The 15,445-nt window shown below is 69.6% G+C and carries 18 protein-coding genes; 11 read left to right on the forward strand and 7 right to left on the reverse strand.

Translation table 11 applies throughout. From position 1 onward, the window contains the following. Position 1: 1 nt before the first annotated feature. Both F0L46_RS15740 and F0L46_RS15745 read right to left on the reverse strand, forming a co-directional pair. A complete protein-coding gene (locus F0L46_RS15740; protein WP_188311988.1) occupies positions 2–463 on the reverse strand; it encodes a hypothetical protein in 462 nt (153 codons plus the stop codon). An 81-nt stretch (positions 464–544) separates the two neighbouring features. Next, positions 545–727: a hypothetical protein gene (locus F0L46_RS15745; RefSeq protein ID WP_149819223.1), complete on the reverse strand. Its 183-nt coding sequence runs from the start codon at positions 725–727 to the stop codon at positions 545–547. Positions 728–753: 26 nt separating this feature from the next. Between F0L46_RS15745 and F0L46_RS15750 the strand changes: the two genes are divergently transcribed. Then, positions 754–1,098, forward strand: a complete 345-nt coding sequence (locus F0L46_RS15750) for a hypothetical protein (protein WP_149819225.1) — start codon at positions 754–756, stop codon at positions 1,096–1,098. Between the two features lie 60 nt (positions 1,099–1,158). Here F0L46_RS15750 and F0L46_RS15755 read toward each other — a convergent pair whose 3' ends face one another. Together F0L46_RS15755 and F0L46_RS15760 are read right to left on the reverse strand one after the other, a co-directional pair. Next, on the reverse strand, positions 1,159–1,380 hold the full coding sequence (locus F0L46_RS15755; RefSeq protein WP_149819227.1) for a hypothetical protein: 222 nt from the start codon (positions 1,378–1,380) through the stop codon (positions 1,159–1,161). Positions 1,381–1,522: 142 nt separating this feature from the next. Further along, a complete protein-coding gene (locus tag F0L46_RS15760; RefSeq protein ID WP_149819228.1) occupies positions 1,523–2,272 on the reverse strand; it encodes a hypothetical protein in 750 nt (249 codons plus the stop codon). A 246-nt stretch (positions 2,273–2,518) separates the two neighbouring features. Here F0L46_RS15760 and F0L46_RS15765 point away from each other — a divergent pair, with 246 nt between their 5' ends. Next, positions 2,519–3,574, forward strand: coding sequence for a glycosyltransferase family 4 protein (locus F0L46_RS15765; protein WP_149819230.1), 1,056 nt, complete (start codon positions 2,519–2,521; stop codon positions 3,572–3,574). Here the strand turns inward: F0L46_RS15765 and F0L46_RS15770 are convergent. Then, positions 3,520–3,891, reverse strand: coding sequence for a gamma-butyrobetaine hydroxylase family protein (locus F0L46_RS15770; RefSeq protein ID WP_149819232.1), 372 nt, complete (start codon positions 3,889–3,891; stop codon positions 3,520–3,522). The two genes, F0L46_RS15765 and F0L46_RS15770, sit on opposite strands and share 55 nt — an antisense overlap. Before the next feature lie 88 nt (positions 3,892–3,979). On the opposite strand from F0L46_RS15770, the gene moaA reads away from it, so the two are divergent. The 8 genes from moaA (at position 3,980) to F0L46_RS15810 (ending at position 11,502) form a co-directional block, all read left to right on the forward strand. Continuing rightward, complete coding sequence (gene moaA, locus F0L46_RS15775) at positions 3,980–5,014, forward strand: GTP 3',8-cyclase MoaA (RefSeq protein ID WP_149819233.1); 1,035 nt, start codon at positions 3,980–3,982, stop codon at positions 5,012–5,014. 305 nt (positions 5,015–5,319) lie between these two features. Further along, the gene (locus F0L46_RS15780) at positions 5,320–5,775 is read left to right on the forward strand and encodes a (2Fe-2S)-binding protein (protein ID WP_149819235.1); all 456 of its coding nucleotides are present in this window, start codon (positions 5,320–5,322) and stop codon (positions 5,773–5,775) included. Positions 5,776–5,784: 9 nt separating this feature from the next. Continuing rightward, the gene (locus tag F0L46_RS15785) at positions 5,785–7,962 is read left to right on the forward strand and encodes a xanthine dehydrogenase family protein molybdopterin-binding subunit (RefSeq protein WP_149819237.1); all 2,178 of its coding nucleotides are present in this window, start codon (positions 5,785–5,787) and stop codon (positions 7,960–7,962) included. A 183-nt stretch (positions 7,963–8,145) separates the two neighbouring features. Continuing rightward, positions 8,146–8,757, forward strand: coding sequence for a glutathione S-transferase family protein (locus tag F0L46_RS15790; RefSeq protein ID WP_149819239.1), 612 nt, complete (start codon positions 8,146–8,148; stop codon positions 8,755–8,757). 2 nt (positions 8,758–8,759) lie between these two features. Beyond that, complete coding sequence (locus F0L46_RS15795) at positions 8,760–9,215, forward strand: hypothetical protein (RefSeq protein ID WP_149819241.1); 456 nt, start codon at positions 8,760–8,762, stop codon at positions 9,213–9,215. Continuing rightward, on the forward strand, positions 9,184–9,804 hold the full coding sequence (locus F0L46_RS15800) for a uracil-DNA glycosylase family protein (protein ID WP_240540021.1): 621 nt from the start codon (positions 9,184–9,186) through the stop codon (positions 9,802–9,804). The genes F0L46_RS15795 and F0L46_RS15800 overlap by 32 nt, the downstream gene beginning before the upstream one ends. A gap of 232 nt (positions 9,805–10,036) precedes the next feature. Continuing rightward, entirely contained in the window at positions 10,037–10,246 is a 210-nt protein-coding gene (locus F0L46_RS15805) for a hypothetical protein (protein WP_149819243.1), read from the forward strand. A gap of 83 nt (positions 10,247–10,329) precedes the next feature. Continuing rightward, the gene (locus tag F0L46_RS15810; protein ID WP_149819245.1) at positions 10,330–11,502 is read left to right on the forward strand and encodes a PIN domain-containing protein; all 1,173 of its coding nucleotides are present in this window, start codon (positions 10,330–10,332) and stop codon (positions 11,500–11,502) included. 58 nt (positions 11,503–11,560) lie between these two features. On the opposite strand, the gene F0L46_RS15815 is transcribed toward F0L46_RS15810, so the two are convergent. After that, positions 11,561–12,181 carry a PRC-barrel domain-containing protein gene (locus tag F0L46_RS15815; protein WP_188311989.1) on the reverse strand — a complete coding sequence of 207 codons (621 nt, stop codon included), beginning with the start codon at positions 12,179–12,181 and terminating at the stop codon, positions 11,561–11,563. A gap of 276 nt (positions 12,182–12,457) precedes the next feature. Here F0L46_RS15815 and rpsD point away from each other — a divergent pair, with 276 nt between their 5' ends. Next, the gene (gene rpsD / locus F0L46_RS15820; RefSeq protein WP_149819248.1) at positions 12,458–13,075 is read left to right on the forward strand and encodes a 30S ribosomal protein S4; all 618 of its coding nucleotides are present in this window, start codon (positions 12,458–12,460) and stop codon (positions 13,073–13,075) included. A 274-nt stretch (positions 13,076–13,349) separates the two neighbouring features. On the opposite strand, the gene F0L46_RS15825 is transcribed toward rpsD, so the two are convergent. Next, positions 13,350–15,176, reverse strand: coding sequence for an aminopeptidase P family protein (locus F0L46_RS15825; RefSeq protein WP_188311990.1), 1,827 nt, complete (start codon positions 15,174–15,176; stop codon positions 13,350–13,352). Positions 15,177–15,445: the final 269 nt, after the last annotated feature.

The raw sequence follows: 15,445 nt of genomic DNA on the forward strand, positions 1-15,445 counted from the left end.
CTCAGTAATAGGAGCGGCGCACGACCCGGCGGGTGGTGTAGACCGGGCCGTGATGCACCACGCGGCGCACGACCCGACGGTGCCCGTAATAGACCGGCTGGCGATAGACCACCCGGCGGGGCGCGTAATAAGCCGGCTGCCGGTAGACGACCCGGCGCACCACGCGGCGCGGCGCGTAGTAGACCGGCTCACGGTAGACCACCCGGCGCACCACGCGACGCGGCGCGTAGTACACGGGCTCGCGAACGACGACACGGCGGACCACGCGACGGGGACGGTAATAATCGCCATAGCCGTAGCTGGCCGGGGCATAGTTGTAGCGGGGGCCGTAGCCATAGCCGTAAGCCGGACCGCCGATGCCGACGGAGACGCCGAAGCCCTGGGCCTTCGCCTCGGGGGCGCCGAACGACGCGACGGCCGCGGCCAGCGCGCCGACGACGCCCATGAGAAGCTTCTTCTTCATCACGTTCTCTCCCACATGCGGATCACGGGAATCCCCGCTCCGCTCGCAGGTCAACGCAAAGCACCCGAATTGGATCCCGCATCAAAACGTGAGGATCGAGACTAGAGCTGGAGTAGATGAACGGATGTTCATGTCGAGCACGCCGGTAAAGGCCAAGTAGACGATCATGGCAATACGAGTTGCGGCATGATTTCCGGGAACATCGAGATGTACGGCACGTTGACAGGATCTCAGGCCGGCGACCATCCCGTCGATCGTCCGCACGGCCACGTCATTCTTGGAGGAAGCCAATGCGCAAGACCACGTTCACGCTCGCGCTCGCCGCCGCAACCGCTCTCGGCCTCGGCGCCGCCTCGGCGCAGCAGCGCCAGATGCAGCACGACATGTCCGGCTCGTCCATGGGCGGCTCGTCGATGAGCGGCTCCCGCACGATGCAGCGTGAGGGGTCGGGCACGTCGCGGACCATGGAGCGCTCGACCCGCGGCGCCGAGACCCGCCAGACCCGCGAGCCGCGCAGCACGGGCACCGTCAGCCCCGGTGCGTCGCGCTACGCGCCCGGCCAGGTGAAGAAGCGCGAAGGCGAGACGAGCGCACGCGAGTTCGCGCCCGGCCAGCGGATGAACAACACCCGCTAACCCGACGCCCAAAGCCTGGAAGAGCCGTCTCCGCCCCGCGGAGACGGCTTTTTCGTGCGCTCAGCCGCGAACCTGCAGCGCGGTGGCGGGAGCCGGCGCGGCCGGGCGGCAGGCCGCCTGATAGAGGTAGAACGGCGCGCGCGAGGTGTCGCACACCACCGTGTAGCCCGGCGGCGGGGGCGGGAGCGGGTCGCGGGCGACGATCTGGTTGGGTCCGGTCGCGCAGGCGGCGAGCAGGAGAGGCGTCGAGAGGAGGAGAACGGCGCGGGCCGTGAAACGCATGGGTGCTTCCCCGCTGGGCAGGATCGTGACGGCACCCTGCCGCCCGGCGCGCTTCCGTTCAAGGGAGATGGCCGCGCCCGGCTCACGTTGGGGCGGGAGCGCGGCTTTCCGGCAACGCTCCCCGGCTTACGGACGGCGCGCGTCAGCAGCCGCGGCAGATGCTGCCCATCACCGAGCGGCGGATCCGCTCGTTGGATCGCTCCAGGGCCTCGAGCTGGCGCCGGTTGGCGTTCACGTCGGCTCCGGCATTGGAGGCGTTCGCTCCGGCGACGTTGGCGTTCGCGCCGCGCCCGGCCGTGCCCGTCCGGTTGGCCGTTCCGCCGCTCGACCCCTCCGATCCCGGGCCGGTGACGGACCGGTTCGGGTCGGTCACCCTGCCGGTCGCAGGCACGCGGGTATTCGCGCCCGACGAGCGCGGCGCCCCGGACAGGGCCGCCGGCGCCGACGGGTTGGCGGGAGAGGAGGTGGCCGTCGGAGCCCCCGTGCGCTCGGAGCCCGGCGGGGTCGATTCCGTGCCCCCGGTCGGGGTGCCGCCGGCGCCGACGCTCCCCGAGGAGAGCGAGGTGCCGCCCCCGGTGGGTCCGCCGACGGGCTCCTGGCCCGTGCTCGCCGAGCCGAGGGGCGGGGTCTGGGTCGAGGCGCCGCCGGAGGGCGAGGAGCCCGAGAGGGACGAGCCGGACGCCGGGTTGAGGGGCGAGGCGGTGGGAGCGTTGTTCGTGGTGGACGACGCGCCGCCCGTGCCGCCGGAGGAGAGGGAGCTGCCGCCCGTCGATCCGCCGACGGACCCGCCCGAGGATCCGGAGGAGCCGCCCCCGGACGAGCTCGTCTGCGCGAGAGCTGCCCCGCATCCGAGCAGCAGGGCCACCGTGGAGAGCATCAGCTGTCGGCGCATCGATCCAACCCTCATGTCACTGTTCGTCGCGACACCAACGCCGAACCAGGCGTTTGCGTTCGACGTTCCCCGTCAAGAGGCGCAACCGCCTCCCGATGCGTCCCGCCGGCGGCTGGCCCTCGCCGGCCGGGACACCTACAATGGAGGCCATGCGGCGGGGCGGGATGGGACGATGCAGGGGCGGACCGAGCCATGGAGCGGCGTCGTGACCGCGCCCGGGGCCCCGTGCGCCGGAGAGCGGCCGCGATGCGCCTCCTGATCGCCACCGATGCCTGGCACCCGCAGATCAACGGCGTGGTGCGCTCGCTGGAGGCCATGGCGGCCCATGCTCCGGCGCAGGGAGCCGCCGTGTCGTTCGTCACGCCGCGAGGGTTCAATACCCTGCCCATGCCGGGCTACCCCGAGATCCGAATGGCGCTCGCCACCCCGGGCCAGGTCTCCCGGCGGATCGACGCGCTCGCGCCCGACTGGGTCCACATCGCGACGGAGGGGCCGATCGGCCTCGCGGCCCGCGCGGCTTGCCTTGCCGCCGGGCGCCCGTTCACGACGAGCTACCACACCCGCTTTCCCGAATATCTGGCGGCCCGCGCGCCCGTGCCCGAGAGCTGGTCCTACGCGGCGCTGCGGCGCTTCCACCGGGCGGGCCGGGCCTGCATGGTCGGCACGCCCTCGCTCGCCCGCGAGCTGGAGGCGCGGGGCTTCACGGGGCTCGTGCCCTGGACGCGCGGCGTCGACACAGCCCTGTTCCGCCCTCGAAGCCATGCCTGCCTCAGGGGGCAACGCCCGGTCTTCCTCTGCGTCGGCCGCCTTGCCGTGGAGAAGAACGTCGCGGCCTTCCTCGCCCTCGACCTGCCGGGCACGAAGGTGGTGGTCGGCGACGGGCCTGCCCGGGCCGACCTGGAGCGGATCGATCCGCGGGCGCGCTTCCTCGGCGCGCTCACGGGCGAGGCGCTGGCGCGCGCCTACGCGGCCGCCGACGTGTTCGTGTTCCCGAGCCTCACCGACACCTTCGGCCTCGTGCTCCTGGAGGCGCTCGCCTCGGGGCTGCCCGTCGCGGCCCATCCCGTCACGGGCCCCCTCGACGTGGTAGGCGACACCGGCTGCGGCGTGCTCGATCGGGATCTGCGGGAGGCGTGCCTTGCCGCCCTTGACGTGGACCGGGCGCGGTGCCGGGAGCGCGCGCTGCTCTTCTCCTGGGAGGAGAGCGCCCGCCAATTCTTCGGCAACATCCGGGCGGCGGCCGCGCCTCAGGCTCGGCGGGGCTCGCGCGACAGCCCCTTGGCGTCGAGCTCGGCGAGGTAGTTCGCCCAGCGCTCGGCCTGCTTCTCGCCGAGCTCGGCGAGATAGGGCCAGCCGAAGATCCCCGTGTCGTGCATGTCGTCGAAGGTGATGCGCACCGCGTAGTTGCCCACGGGCTCCACGCCGATGATCTCCACGTTGCGCTTGCCCGGCACGGTCTTGCGCTCGTCGGGGCTGTGGCCCTGGACCTCCGCCGACGGGCTCGCGATGCGCAGGTACTCGGCGGGCAGCTCGAAGCGCCGGCCGTCGTCGAACGCGATGGTGAGGGTGCGGCGGTCTCCCGCGACGCGCAATTCCGTCGGCCAGCTTGCTGCGGTCATCACTTGGCCCCACATGCGTATAATTGACGCCCACGGCCCTGATACTAATCTCTCGGCCGCCGGCCAATAAGAACCCGACGAGGAAACGATGACGATGCGGGGCGCACCCGACACCCTGGCCACGGACGCCAGCCCTTTCGTCGACCCGTTCGGCCGGGCGATCTCGTACCTGCGCGTCTCGGTCACGGACCGGTGCGACCTGCGCTGCGTCTATTGCATGTCCGAGGACATGCATTTCCTGCCCAAGCGCGACCTCCTCACCCTGGAGGAGCTCGACCGGGTCTGCACCGTCTTCGTGGAGCGCGGGGTGCGCAAGCTGCGCATCACCGGCGGCGAGCCCCTGGTGCGCCGGGACATCATGACCCTGTTCCGCTCCCTCTCGCGCCACCTCGACAGCGGCGCCCTGGAGGAGCTGACCCTCACCACCAACGGCACGCAGCTCGCCCGCCACGCCGCCGAGCTCGCGGCCTGCGGGGTGCGGCGCATCAACGTGTCCCTCGACACCCTCGACCCCGCAAAATTCCGCTCCATCACCCGCTGGGGCGACCTGAAGCGCGTCATGGAGGGCCTGGACGCCGCGCAGGCAGCGGGCCTCAAGGTGAAGATCAACGCGGTGGCGCTCGCGGGCGTCAATGAGGACGAGATCGAGGGCCTGATGCTGTGGGCGCACGGGCGCGGCATGGATCTCACCCTCATCGAGGTGATGCCGCTCGGCGAGGTCGAGCCCTCCCGCGTCGACCAGTTCCTATCGCTCGCCACGGTGCGCGGGCGCCTCTCGGAGCGCTATACCCTGGATGACCTCGCCGATCGGACGGGCGGCCCCGCGCGCTACGTGCGGGTGGCGGAGACCGGCGGCAAGCTCGGGCTCATCACGCCGCTCACCCATAATTTCTGCGAGAGCTGCAACCGCGTGCGCCTCACCTGCACGGGCACGCTCTATATGTGCCTCGGCCAGGAGGACGCCGCCGACCTGCGGGCGCCCTTGCGCGCCTCCGAGGGCAACGAGCGCCTTGTGGCCGCCATCGCCGACGCCATCACCCGCAAGCCCCGCGGCCACGACTTCGTCATCGAGCGCAGCCGCAAGGCGGCGGTGGGCCGCCATATGAGCGTAACGGGGGGCTAAGCCCCGCAACAAACCCTTCCAGCTGTCGCCACTTTCCCGGACAAGCTGCGCGAAAGCGCGGCGCAGATCCGGGACCCAGCGCAAGACTCGCTGCGAAGCCGCACAGCTGAGAGCCGCTGCGCGGCTGGCTCCCGGATCGGCGATCCGCTCCCCCTGCGGCTGCGCTCCTCTTGCCTGGGAAAGCGGTAGAGGGCGGGGTCATGGTGCACGGGCTCCACCCCTCACGCGATCGTTGGTCGCCCCAGGCTGGCCGGCGCCTCTCCCCCACATTACCTTGGGCCTATGAGCCACCTGCAAGGCCGCACATGATCGAGATCACCGTCAACGGCGTCGCCCACCGGCTCGACGTCGACCCCGACATGCCGCTGCTCTGGGCGATCCGCGACCATGTGGGGCTGACGGGCACGAAGTTCGGCTGCGGCATCGCGCAATGCGGCGCCTGCACGGTGCACCTTGACGGCGTGCCGACCCGCGCCTGCGTGACCCGGGTCGGCGACGTGGGCGGGCAGGCCGTGACCACCATCGAGGGCACGGGCGGGCCCGTGGCAGAGGCGGTGCGCGCCGCCTGGCGCGGGATCGACGTGGTGCAGTGCGGCTATTGCCAGTCGGGCCAGATCATGTCCGCGATCGGCCTCCTCTCGCAGAACAAGGCCCCATCCGACGACGAGATCGCCGCCGCCATGGACGGCAACCTGTGCCGCTGCGGCACCTACCAGCGCATCCGCACCGCGATCCGCGATGCGGCCCGCACGCTCGCCTGAGGGGATGCCATGACCCTGCCCTCCCCCTCCCGCCGCGGTTTCCTCGTCGGCGCGGCTGCCGTCGGCGGCGCTCTCGTGGTCGGCACCTACATGTCCCTCGGGCGCCCGGGCCGGGCCGTGGCGGCGACGCCCGCCTCGGGTCCGGTGAAGCCCAACGCCTTCATCCGCATCGCGCCCGACGACACGGTCACCGTGCTCGTCAAGCATCTCGAGATGGGCCAGGGCGTCTCCACGGGCCTTGCGACCATCGTCGCCGAGGAGCTCGACGCCAGCTGGGCCCAGATGCGCGCCGCGCCCGCCCCGGCCGACGCGGAGCTCTACGCCAACCTCGCCTGGGGTCCCGTCCAGGGCACCGGCGGCTCGACCTCCATCGCCAATTCCTGGACCCAGCTGCGCCTGGCGAGCGCCGCCGCGCGGGCCATGCTGGTCGCGGCCGCGGCGGAGGCCTGGGGCGTGCCGGCCTCCGAAATCGCCATCGCGGCTGGGGTGATCCGTCACCCGGCGAGCGGGCGCACCGGGGGCTTCGGCGCCTTCGCGGCCCGCGCCGCCGCCCTGCCCGTCCCCGCCGACATGCGGCCCAAGGATCCCGCGGCGTGGGTCCATATCGGCCAGCCGCGCCCGCGCCTCGACTCGTCGGCGAAGACCGACGGCACCGCCGTCTATTCCCTCGACGTGCGCCGCCCCGGCATGCTCACGGCGGTCGTGGCGCACCCGCCGCGCTTCGGCGCCCGGGTCCGCTCGGTGGACGAGACCGCGGCCCGCGCGGTGCCCGGCGTGGTCGACGTGGTGCGCATCCCCACCGGCGTGGCGGTCTTGGGCCGCGACACCTGGTCGGCGATGCGCGGGCGTGATGCCCTTGTCGTCACCTGGGACGACGCCCGCGCCGAGACCCGCTCCAGCGCGGCGCTCGCCGCCGAGTATCGGGCCCTCGGCGGGCGCCCCGGCGCTGTCGCCGCGAGCCGCGGGGACGCGGGCGCGGCGCTGGCAAAGGCCGCCCGGGTGATCGAGGCGGAGTACGATTTTCCCTATCTGGCCCACGCGGCGATCGAGCCCCTCAACGGCACCATCGCCCGCAACCCCGACGGCTCGGTGGAGGCCTGGGGGGCGTTCCAGATCCCCACCATGGACCAGGGCACCATCGCGTCGATCCTCGACCTCACCCCGGACCGGGTGACGCTACACACCCTGCCGGCAGGCGGCTCCTTCGGCCGGCGCGCCAGCACGACCTCGGACTGGATCGCCGAGGCCGCGTGGATCCTCAAGGCCTCGGGCGGCGGCGCGCCGATCCACCTCGTCTGGACCCGCGAGGACGACATGCGGGCCGGCCATTTCCGCCCCATGGCGCATCACCGGGTCAGGGCGGGGCTCGACGCCGCGGGCCGGATCTGCGGCTGGGAGCACCGGATCGTCGCGAAGTCACTCCTCATGGGCACGCCCTTCGAGGCGATGCTCGCCGGCGGCGTCGACCCGTCCACCACGGAGGGCGTCGCCGACACCCCCTATGCCATCCCCGATCTCAGGGTCGAGGCCCACAACGCCCGCGAGGGCGTGCCGGTGCTCTGGTGGCGCTCGGTGGGGCACACCCATACGGCGCACGTCATGGAGACCATGATCGACGAGCTCGCCCGCGCGGCGGGTCAGGACCCCGTTGCCTTCCGCCTGGGCCTCCTCGGCAACGCGCCGCGTTCGGCCGCCGCCTTACGGCTCGCGGCCGAGCGGGCGGGTTGGGGCGAGCCCCTGCCGGCGGGGCGGGGCCGGGGCGTCGCGGTCCATGCTTCCTTCGGCTCCGTCGCCGCCATGGTGGCGGAGGTGACCGCCGATGGGCCCCGTCTCCGGGTCGATCGCATCGTGGCGGCGGTCGATTGCGGCGTCGCCGTCAACCCGGACGTGATCCGGGCCCAGGTCGAGGGCTCGGTGGGCTTTGCTCTCTCTGCCGTCCTGCGCAACCGCGTCACCCTCGCGGACGGCGTGGTGCAGGAGACGAACTTCGACGCCTACGAGCCCACCCGCTTCAGGGAGATGCCCCGGGTCGAGGTGCACATCGTCCCCTCGGGGGTGGATCCGACGGGCATCGGCGAGCCCGCCGTGCCCCCGCTCGCCCCCGCCATCGCCAACGCGGCCGCCGCCGCCACGGGCACGCGGATGCGCTCGCTGCCGCTCGAGGCGTCGGCACGGCGCGGCGCGTGATCTGGCGCACGTCGTTTCGCGTGGAACCCGGGCATGGTCGTCGGCGTTGAATGCACGACCCCAAAGTAGACCCTTCGGGCCCGGCAGAGATGCCGGGCCCTTCTTTTTGCCGCCAGAGTGTCGCGGCGCGGCCCTCCCCGGCGCGGTTGATCCCCGCCCCCGCTCTCGCGTATCCAGGGCCGCATGAAGCTCCATGACAGCGGGCGGGCGCCCAATCCCCGCCGGGTCCGCATCTTTCTCGCCGAGAAGGGCGTGACGATCCCCCTCGTCCCGGTCGATATCGGCCGCGGCGACCACAAGAGCCCCGCCTTCACGGCCCTGAACCCGTTCCAGCGCTCGCCGGTCCTGGAGCTCGACGACGGCACGGCGATCGCCGAGTCCGTCGCCATCTGCCGCTATGTCGAGGAGCTGCATCCCGCCCCGGCGCTCTTCGGGACGGACGCGCGGGAGCGGGCGATCGTCGAGATGTGGCAGCGGCGCCTGGAGTTCGGGTTGCTCGCCGCCATCGCCGCCGTGTTCCGCCACCTCCATCCCGCCATGGCCGAGTGGGAGGTGCCGCAGGTCGCCGCCTGGGGCGAGGCGAACCGGCCGAAGGTGGAGGAGACCCTGCGCATCCTCGACGCGCACCTCGCCGACAAGCCCTTCGTGGCGGGCGAGAGGTTCTCCATCGCCGACATCACGGGGCTCGTCGCCCTCGACTTCCTCAAGCCCGCCCGGCTCGCGATCCCCGCCGATCTGGCGCATGTGCGGCGCTGGCACGAGACGCTGCGGGCCCGCCCCAGCGCGGAGGCCTGACCATGCGCGCCACCCTGGCGGGGATCGCGCTCGTGCTGCTCGCGGCTTCGGGTGCCCGGGCGCAGGACGTGCCGGGCGAGACCCTGCGGGGCGAGATCAGCGGCCAGACCCTGAGCGGGATGCATACGGGCGGCGTGGTCTTCTCCGAATACCACTCGCCGGACGGGCGCGTGTTCGGCTTCAACAACGGGGAGCCCGTGCAGGAGGGCTGCTGGGACATCCGCCGCGACGCGGTCTGCTACTATTACGCCAAGGGCTCGATCCCCGGGACCTTCTGCTGGCGCATGGCGCGGGCCGGGCCCGACGGCTACCGGATGCGCTCGGTCGAGACCGAGGCCGTCGGCATCGCGCGGCTGGCGGCCGGCAATCCGCAGAACCACACCGACCGGGGCAAGCCCTGGACCTGCGAGCCCCTGATGTCCCGCCGTGACCCGCTCCTTCAATACGCTCGTCGCTGACCTGCGGGCCTGCCGGATCTGCCGCGACGCGCCCCGGTTCGGCGGCCCGATGCCGCACGAGCCGCGCCCGATCATCCAGGGCAGCCCGGCGGCGCGGCTGTGCATCGCGAGCCAGGCGCCCGGCACCCGGGCGCATGCGAGCGGCATCCCATTCCAGGACCCGTCGGGCGTGCGCCTGCGCGACTGGCTCACCCTCGACGAGACGGCCTTCTACGACGCGAGCCGCGTCGCTATCGTGCCCATGGGCCATTGCTTCCCGGGCCAGGACGCGCAGGGGGGCGACCTGCCGCCGAGGCGCGAATGCGCGCCCGTCTGGCGCGAGCCCGTCTTCGCGGGCCTGCCGAACCTGGAGCTCATCCTCGCCATCGGCCAATACGCGCAGGCCTGGCATCTGGGCCCCGAGCGGCGGCGGGGGCTCACCGAGACCGTGCGCGACTTCCGGACGATCCTCGCCGCCGACCGCCGGCCCCGCATCCTTCCCCTCCCCCACCCGTCCTGGCGCAACAGCGGCTGGCTCAAGCGCCACCCCTGGTTCGAGGCCGAGCTCCTGCCGGTGCTGCGGGCCGAGGTGGCGCGGCTGATGGGGTAATGATCGAGCCACCGATCTCCCCTCCCCCTTGTGGGGAGGGGCCGGGGGTGGGGGTCGTAAAGTCGGAGCTCTCGGGCAGATGAGGGAGCACGCAGGCCGGTACAGCCCTATCCTGGACCGGGACTTCTCGCGTCCCGACCCCCACCCCTAACCCCTCCCCACAAGGGGGAGGGGGAAATCCCGCGACAGCGGGGCCTTTTCGTGCGCCCTCCCCGGCCCTACCTCTGGGGTCATGCGCACCACCACCATCATCCTCGGCCTTGCGACCCTCACCCTCGTGATCGGCCTCTACGTCTCGGGCAGCCCGGAGCAGGGCGAGAAGCTCGCCCGCATGCAGCAGGACATCGCCTTCAAGGGCGAGGGGCGCGAGATGGCGCTGCTCGTCCTGGCCCTCGGCCTCGCGGCCTTCATCGGATATCTGACGGTCTCGCGGCGCCAATAAGACAAATCAACTCGAAATATGTTTACAATCATATCGACGATTGTTAATTCTTCTGACAAAATGAATTTTGTTCATAGGACCAGATGACTAGCGACCACTTTCCCCTACATGTCTGCTTTCCTGACGCAACTGCATTGTTCTCGCGGCGAGTGAAAACCGTCGATGAGATCGCCGAAAGATGCCTTGTTGCTTTAGACACAAACGTCTTACTGGCCCCATATAGCCTTGGTGATAAGGATATATCAGAAATTGAAAAAACATACTTGAAACTTTCAACTGACGGAAGAATATTCATACCTGCTCAGGTCGCACGTGAATTTGCGCGTAACAGAGCAAACAAAATTGGAGAAATTGTTAAAACTATCTTGGATCAAATAAGTAGACTTGGCAATTCAATGCCAACTCAGTTCACCTTCTTGAAATCAATCCCAGAATACGAGAATGCGATCGAAATATCAAAGATAATAGAGGAGCAGCAGAAGAATCTAAGCAAGAAGCTCAAGTGCGTCATCGACCGCATTAGGACGTGGGACAACACAGATCCTGTTTGGGATATGTATCGGAAAGTTTTCGCAAATTGCGTCGAAGAAATCACCAAAGAGGATCAAGATAAGATTCCTAGAGAGCTCAAATTTCGGTCAGATCATAAGATACCCCCAGGCTTCAAAGATGATCATAAACACGATGGAGGTAGCGGCGACCTTATCATCTGGAAAACTCTTATCAAAGTAGCTGAGCATCGAAAAAGTGACTTGATCTTCGTAACGATGGATCAGAAGGGCGATTGGTGGACCCAAGCTGCCGGAGGACCTCTTTTTCCTCGTCGGGAGTTGTTAGAGGAGTTCGCCTCCTGCACTGGAGGCAAAAGTATACAGTTCCTTCGTTTTTCTGATTTCCTTGAAAGATTTGGAGTCGAAACGTCCGTTGTCGAGAAAGTGCAAGAAGTTGAGAGTGAGGAAGCACGTTCTGTTATCTCCAATGATGAGAACGAGCCAGCAACAATACGTGAAAATTTCAGCCCTTATGAGGCTGAAATTGTAAACCGCATGTCATACCTCAAACGACGCCTCTCTGCCAAATTATACTCGCTCCGTAGGTATCTACAACAGGGAAGAACAGACAAAATACAATTGGTTTCTGAAGAAATTAGACATTTAAAAAGTGAGATATTCATCCTTCTTTCTGTTATCGAACCTGGTAAAGAGCAGGAGTCATTGATGATTATAATTTATGACATATCGCAAAAACACAAGTGACAACGCTAAAACGATTTATACCGTGATTTATCCTGACTATATACACGGATGATTCTTCTTATTCTGTTCCCGACTTGAATGCGGGCGCCTTCTCAAGCTGCTCGCGGGTGAGGCGAACCTGGGCGCGATCGGGCTCGCCGTCGCCCACGATGGCCGTCGCGGTCGCCGTGGAGCCCGTGGTCACCGGGCCGCTGCCAGGGTTGACGGATCCCGAGCTGGACTCGGCGGCAAGCACCTCGCGGCTGATCTGGGCGCCCGGCATGGCTTGCGCGGCCGCGTTGCCTTCGCGCAGGGGCGGCGCCTCGCTGGGACGCATGGACGAGTCCACGGCCGCGGTCTGGGCCGAGTCGCCCGTGTTCCAGAGGAACTGGTCGAAGCGGACCGCCACCTTGCGCTCGCCCACCCCGAGCACGCCGCCGATCCCGAGGATGACGGCGCTCACCCGCCCGTCCTTCCCGATCAGCACCTCCTTCACCTCGCCCACGCGCTTGAAGTCGAGGTCGATCACCGGGATGCCCTCGAGCTTCGAGGCTCGGAGCCCCGTCGGCGTTCCCGTCACGAAGGCGTCGGCAGCCGGGTCGGCCTGGGTCTGGCCCATGCCGGGAGAGGGAACCTGGGCCCGGGCCGCGCCCGCATCGAGGGCGAGGGCCGCGAGGCCGGTGAGGAAAAGCACGCGCATGAGGGGCTCCGGGGAAGCGATGCCGTCACGGGGGCAACGACGCCGCGCGCCTTCGGTTCGGCCACGCTCCGGATTTTGCGGCGGGCCTCGCGCCCTGTGGCCGACGGTTGACATCGGCGGCGTGCGCGGGTATCCCCACGCCGTCGCGCGGGTCCCATTCGGGGCCCGCGTGGTTTTTTACGCTCCCGCGGCCCGGCTCCGGTCGGCCTGTCGTCCCCAACGGGGAAGAGGAGGGCGCGTTCCTCGACAATAGTCGAACCATCAGAGGACACGCGAATGTCGAAGCGCATCGAGGCGAAGTACAAGATCGATCGTCGCCTGGGCCAGAACATCTGGGGCCGCCCGAAGAGCCCCGTCAACAAGCGCGAATACGGCCCCGGCCAGCACGGTCAGCGCCGCAAGGGCAAGCTCTCCGACTTCGGCACGCAGCTGCGCGCCAAGCAGAAGCTCAAGGGCTACTACGCCAACATCACCGAGAAGCAGTTCCGCCGCTACTACGCCGAGGCCGTCCGCATGCGCGGCGACTCGGGCGAGAACCTGGTCGGCCTGCTGGAGCGTCGCCTCGACGCGGTGGTGTTCCGCTGCAAGTTCGTCGCGACCCCCTTCGCGGCCCGCCAGTTCGTCAACCACGGCCACGTGCGCGTCAACGGCCGCCGCGTCAACATCCCGAGCTACCTCGTGAAGCCCGGCGACGTGATCGAGCTCAAGGACGCCTCCAAGCAGCTCGAGGTGGTGCTCGTCGCCTCCCAGCTCGCCGAGCGTGACGTCCCCGACTACATCGAGGTCGACCACTCCAAGATGCAGGCCCGCTACACCCGCGTCCCGACCCTCTCCGAGGTGCCCTACGCGGTGCAGATGGAGCCGAACCTGGTGATCGAGTTCTACTCGCGCTAAGGATCATGGGATCCAAGGATGGAGGGCCGCCCCGGCGACGGGGCGGCCTTTTTCCATTGTGGGGGTGCCGCGCTGCCAGCACCTCTCCCCGCCGTGCGGGGAGAGGGCTCCGGCTGCGGAATGGCAGCCGGAGCAAGCCCGAAGGGCGAGGGTGAGGGGGCATCTCAGGAAAGAGCTAACCCGGATAAGGCCCCTCACCCCCGGGCTGCCGCCCTCGCCGCGGCCCCCGATGAAGGGGGCCGCGGCCCTCTCCCCGCATGCGGGGGGAGGTGAGCTAGCCCACCCGCCGCGTCGCCCGCTCCAGCCACCCGCGCGTCTCGCCGTCCACCAACGGCCCGAGCGTCTCCCGCACCCGCGCGTGATAGGCGTCGAGCCAGGCGATCTCGTCCCACGTCATCAGCGCCGGCTCCACGAGGCGCAGGTCGAAGGGCGCCAGCGTCAGGGTCGCGAAGCCCAGCATCTCCCGGTCGCCGCCCGCGATCTCGCGGCGCTCCACGAGGATGAGGTTCTCCAGCCGGATGCCGTAGGCGCCGGCCTGGTAGTAGCCCGGCTCGTTGGAGAGCATCATCCCGGGCTCCAGCGGCGTGGTGCCCGTCTTGGCGATGCGCTGCGGGCCCTCGTGGACGGAGAGGAAGCTCCCCACCCCGTGACCCGTGCCGTGGTCGAAGTCGAGGCCCGCCTCCCACAGGGGGCGGCGGGCGAAGGCGTCGATCTGAGCGCCGCTGGTGCCTTTCGGGAAAACGGCGGTGGTGATCCCGATGTGGCCGCGCAGCACGCGGGTGTAGCGGTCGCGCATCTCGGGCGTCGGCTCGCCCACCGCGATCGTGCGGGTGATGTCGGTGGTGCCGTCCTCGTACTGGGCGCCGGAATCGATGAGGAAGAGCTCGCCCGGCTGGACCACGCGGTCGGTGCTCCGCGTCACCCGGTAATGGACGATGGCGCCGTTGGGGCCCGAGCCCGAGATCGTCGGGAAGGACACGTCCCGCAACGCGCCCGTCTCGGCGCGGAAGGCCTCCAGCCGCTCCACGGCCTCGATCTCGGTGAGCCCGCCCGAGGCGGCGCGCCCGTCGAGCCAGGCGAGGAAGCGCGCGAAGGCGGCGCCGTCGCGGGCGTGCGCCGCATGACTACCGTCGATCTCGGCGGCGCTCTTCACGGCCTTCATGAGCGAGATCGGGTCGGGCCCGACCTCGACGCTGCCCCCCGCCGCCTCCACCTGCCGGGCAAGCGCCGAGGCCGCCGTGGCGCCGTCGAGGCGCACCCGGGCGCCCGTGTGGCCGAGCGCGTCGAGGGCGGCGGCGAGAGCGCCCGGAGGCGCGATATCGGCGATCGCACCCACCGCGTCGCCCGCCTCGTTCGTCACCTTGGCGGGGTCGAGGAACAGGGTCGGGCGGCCCTCGCGGGGGATGATGGCATAGCCGAGCGGCAGGGGCGTGTTCGAGACGTCGCCGCCGCGCAGGTTGAAGGTCCAGGCGAGGTTGTGAGGGTCGGAGACGACGAGGGCATCGCCCTTCAGCTTCGCCAGCGCGGCGCGGATGCGCTCGATCTTGCCGGCGTTCCCCTCCCCCGCGAGCGCCTCCGGATGGGGCCGCACGGGAGCGAGCGGCGCGGGCGGCCGGTCGGTCCACACGAGGTCGACGGGGTTCCGCTCAACGGCGACGGCCTTACCGCCGGCGCGGGCCGCAGCCTCTTCCAGGCGGCGCACGCCGTCGCGCGTATGCAGCCACGGATCGTAGCCGAGCACGCCGCCCTCGGGCAGGTTTGCCTCGATCCACGCCTCCGCCGTCATCTCGGCGAGGGCCACGGGGGTCACGATCGACACGTCCGTCTGCGCGGGCGCCTGGAGCGTATAGCGCCCATCGACGACGAGGGCCGCCTTGTCCAGCAGGATCACGGCGGTGCCGGCCGATCCCGTGAAGCCCGTGAGCCAGGCCAGCCGCTCCGCGTTCGGCGGCACGTATTCCGACTGGTGCTCGTCGGCGCGCGGCACCACGAAGCCGTGGACGCCCATCCCCCGCAGGGCGTCGCGCAGGGCGGCCACGCGGGGCGCGCAGGTGGCGGGGCTGGTCGGATCGTCGAAGGTCTGGAAGCGGCTCGTCATCATGGGTCCCTGTCGGCGGGCCGGAACGCTAGCCGGGAGCCGCCGCCGGGTCGAGAGGCCTTCGCAGGATCGCGGGGCTGGCGCGGGGAATGGCCGGGGACATGTTCGGCCCCACGCGATGAGGGGTCGGACAGCCGCCGCGGCATGCATCTGGCGCACGATGATTAACGCTTTATGCGAGCATCATGCGTTGTAAGCATGACGCTCATGCGGCCAAGCCTCTGCCCCGCCTTCCACGCCCCGCCTACATTCCCTTCAACGACAGAGGAGAC

This window comes from Salinarimonas soli (genome assembly GCF_008386575.1).
In the GTDB taxonomy this organism is placed as follows: Bacteria; Pseudomonadota; Alphaproteobacteria; order Rhizobiales; family Beijerinckiaceae; genus Salinarimonas_A; species Salinarimonas_A soli.